This is a genomic window from Alkalibacterium pelagium (assembly GCF_900109325.1).
Classification (GTDB): Bacteria; Bacillota; Bacilli; order Lactobacillales; family Carnobacteriaceae_A; genus Alkalibacterium; species Alkalibacterium pelagium.
Genome location: NZ_FNZU01000026.1, coordinates 1 through 5,671, shown reverse-complemented (window position 1 = coordinate 5,671; position 5,671 = coordinate 1). Strand labels below are relative to the sequence as shown.

Here is a 5,671-nt window from a genome sequence, read left to right as displayed (position 1 = left end):
ACAAAGGACCCGACAGCTGGGGCAAGATGCTTGGTGATCAAGGAATAGCGACAGCTATTCTGGATCGACTTCTTCATCGCTGTGAAGTTATTCATATGAATGGAGAGAGTCATAGAATGAAACATCGAGAATCAGTCTTCACGTAACAAAAGTGCACAAAGTTATCTGGCAAAAAGTGCACAATTCTACTTGACAGTTACACTCGATCTGCCATCGGAGTTTTCCACATGTATTTCTGGTCATTTTTAGCTATGCTTCTTTGGATATCTTTCCGCCGCCTTGCTTATTCTTTATCAGTTTCTGCATTTTTTCTTTTGGAGTCATTTGTTCCACCACCTCTTTAATTGATGCTTTTTCATTTTATTTCACTAGCGTGTTGACGACTTTCACAGGCACTAAAAACAAAAAGGGGGCTGGGAAAAAACTCCCCTTAAATAAATACATCCCACGACTGTGTTTTGCAAGATAAAATCTTAGAAGAATGCAAAGAAAAGTTAAGAACTTTGCCAGCCCTGATTGTTATTAAAAGTGGCGGAGAGAAAGCGCGTGATTGACACGGTAACTATCGCCTGTAAAACTCAAAATATGTGCGTGGTGAATGACACGATCCACTAAAGCAGCCGTGAGACGTGAATCGACAAAAATTCGGTTCCACTGACTAAACTCCAAGTTTGATGTTATGACGAGACTACGCTGTTCATACCAATCTGAGATCAATTGAAACAGACATTCTGCTCCTTCTTTACTAAAGGGCACATAGCCCATTTCGTCCAGAATAATCATATCCACCTTATCGAATTTTCTGCGAAACGCGTCAAACTTACCTTCTCGCCATGATTTCTCAAGCAAGACGACTAAATCAGCGACTCTAAAGAATCGGACTTCATATCCTTTTCTACAGGCCTCTCGGCCTAATCCAGTTACTAAGTGGGTCTTGCCTGTACCAGGTGCTCCAGATAAGACGATGTTTTCTTTTTGTTCAATAAACTGGAGTGTGGTTAAGCTTTCTTTATCTAGTTGAGGTGGAAAGCGAATCTGTTCATCCCATTGGTACGTACTTAGCTCTTTTTCATTAATAAACTTTGCTTTTTTCAGGAGTCGTTCGCCTTTAGCGGATTCTCGAACCTCTAACTCTTGTTGTAATAAGGCAGTGACATATTGCTCTGGATTTTCAAATGGAATCTTTTCATATAAATCAGCGACATACGCTAAGCGTAATAACTTACACTTTGTTTTTATGATATCAGACATCTGATAGCTCCTCCTTTGACAACTGACCATTCATTGGCTGAAGGGAATCGTATAACGCCCAATTCACATCATAAGGATGATCACTTTGCCCTTGAAGTTCATCTGCTTGTTCTTTCGGAGCTAATTCATAGAAAAGATGGTCGATTTCTTTCATACCGTACTTAGGCAGTAAGCTGATTAACCAACTCACACGCTCTTTCCTTAACTTTATGGAATCGATATTAAGGTAATGCGAAATTCTTCCAGGAAGATAGGGAAAGTATCGAGAATATATAACGGAGCGAGGCTTCTTTTTCCAGTTTGCTAATATATCATGCCACGGAATGTCTCTTTCCTGATTCATATAAGGACGAGGACCTTTTGAGAGAATCTCTCCGTTAGGAGAGACCACTTTGTAATGATCCCAATAAGTGATTAAGTGTAATTGATTGTAGTGATAACTCTTAGGGACATGTACAGCGACTCCGTCAATGATGATTTCCCCATATTTATTTGCTGTGGCAGAAGCTTCTTTGAAAACCGGGTAGGCTGTTTCAGGTAAAGCAAGTCCATATTTCTTTTCTTCTGCCATTAAGTCTTTGATAAGTAAGTCTTTTCTGTAATGCGAACGTTGATGATCTTTACAGCTGTGCTCCCACAGTAACTCTCTCAAATGTGCTAAATCTTGGATAACGGGTGAGGGAGTAAAAAAGTTATACCGTACATAACCGACTTTATTTTCGACATGCCCCTTTTCGTTTCCTTTTCTCGGATTACACGCTTGAGGCTCAAATCCGTAGTGACTGGCAAATCGTTGAAAGGCATCAGTAAAGACTGTTTCTTTTCCGCCACTGCGTGCTTTCACGACTGCAGCGGAGAGGTTGTCCAGCCGTATTTTACGTGGGACGTAGCCAGTCTGATCAAATAGATCTTTCAATCCTTCTAAGAAGCACTCCTGATTTTCTGAGGGCAGAGGTGTCACTAGTCCGGCATTACTGTATGGAAAGCTCATGACTAAACAATGTATATCTTTTACCTTTCCATCCTGTACCACTTCTGTGATACCAAAGTCCACTTGTGCCTCCGCAGGAGGATGGGTTAGTCGTTCATACTCTTCCTTTACTTCATCGTCTTCACCGATGTCGACGTCAAGTAGAAATCGTCAATTTCTGCTAAATTAGTTTCGCCAGTATTTGCTAAATAAGTTTCTCTACTTTTCTATTTAAAAACACTTTCTCGGTTTTTCATTCGGTAGCTTTCGTCATTCATCTGTATCACTTCAACCCTATGGAGAAGTCGATCCAAGATTGCTGTCGCAATCCCTTCGTCACCGAGCAGCTCTCCCCATTGATCCGGACTCTTGTTTGACGTTAAAATAATTGAACTTCGTTCATAAAGATGGTTGATCAAATGGAAGAATTGATTGGCCTCTCGTTGATCCATCGCAATATACATAAGGTCATCAATGATAATCAGATCAGATTGTTTTATTCTATTTAACGTAATCTGTGATTTTCGAGTATACTCACTTGTTTTAAGTATGGTCATGAGTTCACCCATAGGGAGAAACATGACCTGATACCCTTGTTCAATCGCTTCAAGCCCTATCCCTATGGCAATGTGGGTTTTACCTACGCCAGGTGGACCAAGCAAGATAAGGTTATATTGCTGTTCGAGCCAATGCATTGCTTTTAGTTGCTTCATCTGACGTTCAGTTATGCTTTTTTGTTCGTTTATATCATAGTCCTCAAGGGACTTTTGGTAAGGGAATTTGGCCCATTTCAACCTCTTTTCTTTATTTTTTTCTTCTCGTCTATTTACCTCAAAAGTGAGAAGATGAGTTAAAAATTCGTGGTAAGTCCATGACTGTTGTTCCGCTTGTCTCATGAGCAGAGGAAGTTCACTAGAAACCTCTGACAGGCGCAGTTGTTTGAAAACTTGTTGTAACTCCTCGAGTCCTGTATACATTACCGTCCATCTCCAATCAACTTTGTATACTCACTGAGCGGGCGCGTAGAAACGCTAAAGGACGAGACCGAAGGCATCGGCTGAATGCTTTGGGTTTTTGACGTCTCTTCTGTCAATGTATCTTGTGATTCTACAGCTAAAAACTTAGACACATCTCTAAAATCATTCGCGCTCCATAAACGCTCATCGATACATTTCTGCAGAGCAGCTTCGGAAACATCAGGGAAGGACTTCACTGCTTTCTCCAGTACAATGAACTGGTCACGAGCATAACGCTTATGTGTCTCAATAACTTTTTCGATGTAAGGAGTGGCGCTCGAGTCATCCTCAAACAAAGCAATCATCGCTTCTTTATACTTTTTAATTGTCTTTGAGCGATCTCGTCCGTGATTGGTTTTTTTGATCAGTTTCCCTTTTTCAAAGGAAAGATCATGCCTATCTATCTCTTCACCATTCAATTCACTTAAAATAATAAGTTCCTTCTTGCTAATTTTGAGTAATACTTGATTGGACCCGACTGATTTGTAGGTTCCAAGGGGAACGGAATAGCGGTTGCCTTTATAGCGAATCGTATTGTCTTTTCCTACTTTAACTGCTATACTTGCATCAAATGGATTATCCATATGTTTAAAAGGTGAGACTGGTTTCAAGTGTGCTTTTTCCAGAAGGAACACTGAATCTGGTCTCTTTTTTGTTGTCCCATGAACCTTATGATTACCGGTTCGGTCTAACCACTTACGGCATCGCTGATTCCAGTCATCTAAATCATCATATACTCTATTCTTGGCAAAATTCCCCTTTACATAGCCAACGACACGCTCGATCTTTCCCTTGCTTTCCGGATCAGCTGCTCGACATAGGTAAAGCTGAAAACCTCTTGCCTGCTTATATGCTTCGAATTCTCTCGTCAATAAAAGGTCTCCGGCATTTTCACTTACGGCGATCAGGTTATCCTGGTCATAGACTATTTCTTTAGTCATACCGCCGAAGTAGCGAAAAGCTTGTTCATGACAGCGTATCGTATCCTTTGTCGTGAACGGCCGGTCTAGCCACTCCACATACTTATAGCGGCTGTGGCCCAAGACGAAACTGATAAAACGGAGTTTTACCTTTCCATTTTTGACTGTTTCCTGCTCACATTCGCCCCAATCCACTTGGATTTGCTCACCCATAGCGACTTCCGGAACAGCCTCATACTGCCTCGGTTGCTTAACTTTAGGAATGGCAAATCTTTCCCTTGTATCCTTAACGAATAATCGAATGGTACTTGATCCAACAGTTAAGCTGGGATAGTCTTCCAATAACCAGTCTTCAATCTGTGCTGCAGATAAATCAGGATGTCTGGTTAACCAGTCGAGGATTACGTCTTCGTAATTGCTCAGTTTCTTTGTTCTGCTTTGTAGACTGGATGTCCACTCGGACATCTCCTCATAATCCATACTTAAGTATTTTCTTATTGTCTCTCTGTCGACTCCAACTTTCCGTTTGATCTGGCTGACATTAAAGCCCAATTGTTTCAGTTTATGTATCTCGTTGTATACAGTCATTTTTGATTCCTTCACCTTTCATCCTCCGATTCATTTTCTACTTCTAACTATACTAGTATAAATGAATCGAATATATTTTGAGAGAAAAAGTGTCGAATCTTATTTAGCAATAATTGCTGGTTTTAGTTTAGCATTCACACACCGATCATACTGTCATTCCAGTCACTAATAAAATTGCAGACTGTCCGGTAAGAACCGGGGAATCCTAGCTTTCCTAACTGTTCGAAGATAATCTTGTTATTTCTTCTCAACTTTTTCTTCAGCGCACGATCTTCCATGAGCCAGTCTGATACGATTTCTCCCCATTTTCCTTCGTACATCATTCCACGCTTTACAGTAGTCGTTTCGACAGGTAAATGGTCTTCATCTGCGTATTTTTTAACCGTTGACCAGCAGAAACCAGTCCTTTTGGAGATTTCATTTATCGATAGTGATTTAATATTCCTTAGTTTTTTGATATGATTGACTTCAGGCATTGCCAGCATCCTTTCACTTCCTCCACCATTATTGATTAGACACCATTAACGGTAAGGGTTATTGATTGGGCTGGCAAGCCTTTTTTCTTTATGCAAGCTTCTAAGATTTTCATTGCAATACTATCTACTTTTATTTTGCACTAAACAACGACCGTTTTTTAAAGAAAAAGGTCGTGGGATGTTACTTTTATAAAGACAAAACGAGCCCCACCGACTATAATTGAAGTACCAACAGCAATTAAAGGAGGGGCTCACTTTGTATCAAAATTATACCACAATGGAAACTGCTTTAACACTACAATTAGACTTCACTATTCCCGAGGATCACGAAGCCCGTTTGATCAGTCGTTTCGTTGATTCTATTCCTGCGGAATTTCTTCTGGAAGACACCTCTCATACGGGACGACCTGCGTTTCACCCTGCCATGTTACTTAAAATGTGCTTATTTGC

General features: G+C 40.5%; 7 protein-coding genes. 2 read left to right on the top strand and 5 right to left on the bottom strand.

Annotated features, from left to right (window positions below; genetic code table 11):
* Nucleotides 1-26: 26 nt before the first annotated feature.
* A complete protein-coding gene (locus tag BMX79_RS12360; RefSeq protein ID WP_506736950.1) occupies nt 27-146 on the top strand; it encodes an ATP-binding protein in 120 nt (39 codons plus the stop codon).
* A gap of 376 nt (nt 147-522) precedes the next feature.
* On the opposite strand, the gene istB (BMX79_RS12355) is transcribed toward BMX79_RS12360, so the two are convergent.
* The 5 genes from istB (BMX79_RS12355) to BMX79_RS12335 all read right to left on the bottom strand — a co-directional run bounded on the left by istB (BMX79_RS12355) (nt 523) and on the right by BMX79_RS12335 (nt 5,230).
* Entirely contained in the window at nt 523-1,251 is a 729-nt protein-coding gene (istB, locus tag BMX79_RS12355; RefSeq protein ID WP_091483117.1) for an IS21-like element helper ATPase IstB, read from the bottom strand.
* Entirely contained in the window at nt 1,244-2,371 is a 1,128-nt protein-coding gene (gene istA / locus BMX79_RS12350; RefSeq protein ID WP_091483115.1) for an IS21 family transposase, read from the bottom strand. The genes istB (BMX79_RS12355) and istA (BMX79_RS12350) overlap by 8 nt, the downstream gene beginning before the upstream one ends.
* A gap of 77 nt (nt 2,372-2,448) precedes the next feature.
* The gene (istB, locus tag BMX79_RS12345; RefSeq protein WP_091483112.1) at nt 2,449-3,198 is read right to left on the bottom strand and encodes an IS21-like element helper ATPase IstB; all 750 of its coding nucleotides are present in this window, start codon (nt 3,196-3,198) and stop codon (nt 2,449-2,451) included.
* Nucleotides 3,198-4,745, bottom strand: coding sequence for an IS21 family transposase (gene istA / locus BMX79_RS12340; RefSeq protein ID WP_091483119.1), 1,548 nt, complete (start codon nt 4,743-4,745; stop codon nt 3,198-3,200). The genes istB (BMX79_RS12345) and istA (BMX79_RS12340) overlap by 1 nt, the downstream gene beginning before the upstream one ends.
* 134 nt (nt 4,746-4,879) lie before the next feature.
* Nucleotides 4,880-5,230 carry a hypothetical protein gene (locus tag BMX79_RS12335; RefSeq protein WP_091483110.1) on the bottom strand — a complete coding sequence of 117 codons (351 nt, stop codon included), beginning with the start codon at nt 5,228-5,230 and terminating at the stop codon, nt 4,880-4,882.
* Nucleotides 5,231-5,498: 268 nt separating this feature from the next.
* Between BMX79_RS12335 and BMX79_RS12625 the strand changes: the two genes are divergently transcribed.
* On the top strand, nt 5,499-5,671 hold a 173-nt coding region (locus tag BMX79_RS12625), incomplete at its 3' end, for a transposase (protein WP_506736949.1).

Excerpts from the sequence above, each read along its gene's own strand:
- BMX79_RS12360 (WP_506736950.1), top strand. The coding sequence starts at position 27 with ATGCTTGGTGATCAAGGAATAGCGACAGCTATTCTGGATCGACTTCTT.
- istB (WP_091483117.1), bottom strand. The coding sequence starts at position 1,251 with ATGTCTGATATCATAAAAACAAAGTGTAAGTTATTACGCTTAGCGTAT.
- BMX79_RS12335 (WP_091483110.1), bottom strand. The coding sequence starts at position 5,230 with ATGCTGGCAATGCCTGAAGTCAATCATATCAAAAAACTAAGGAATATT.
- istA (WP_091483119.1), bottom strand. The coding sequence starts at position 4,745 with ATGACTGTATACAACGAGATACATAAACTGAAACAATTGGGCTTTAAT.
- istB (WP_091483112.1), bottom strand. The coding sequence starts at position 3,198 with ATGTATACAGGACTCGAGGAGTTACAACAAGTTTTCAAACAACTGCGC.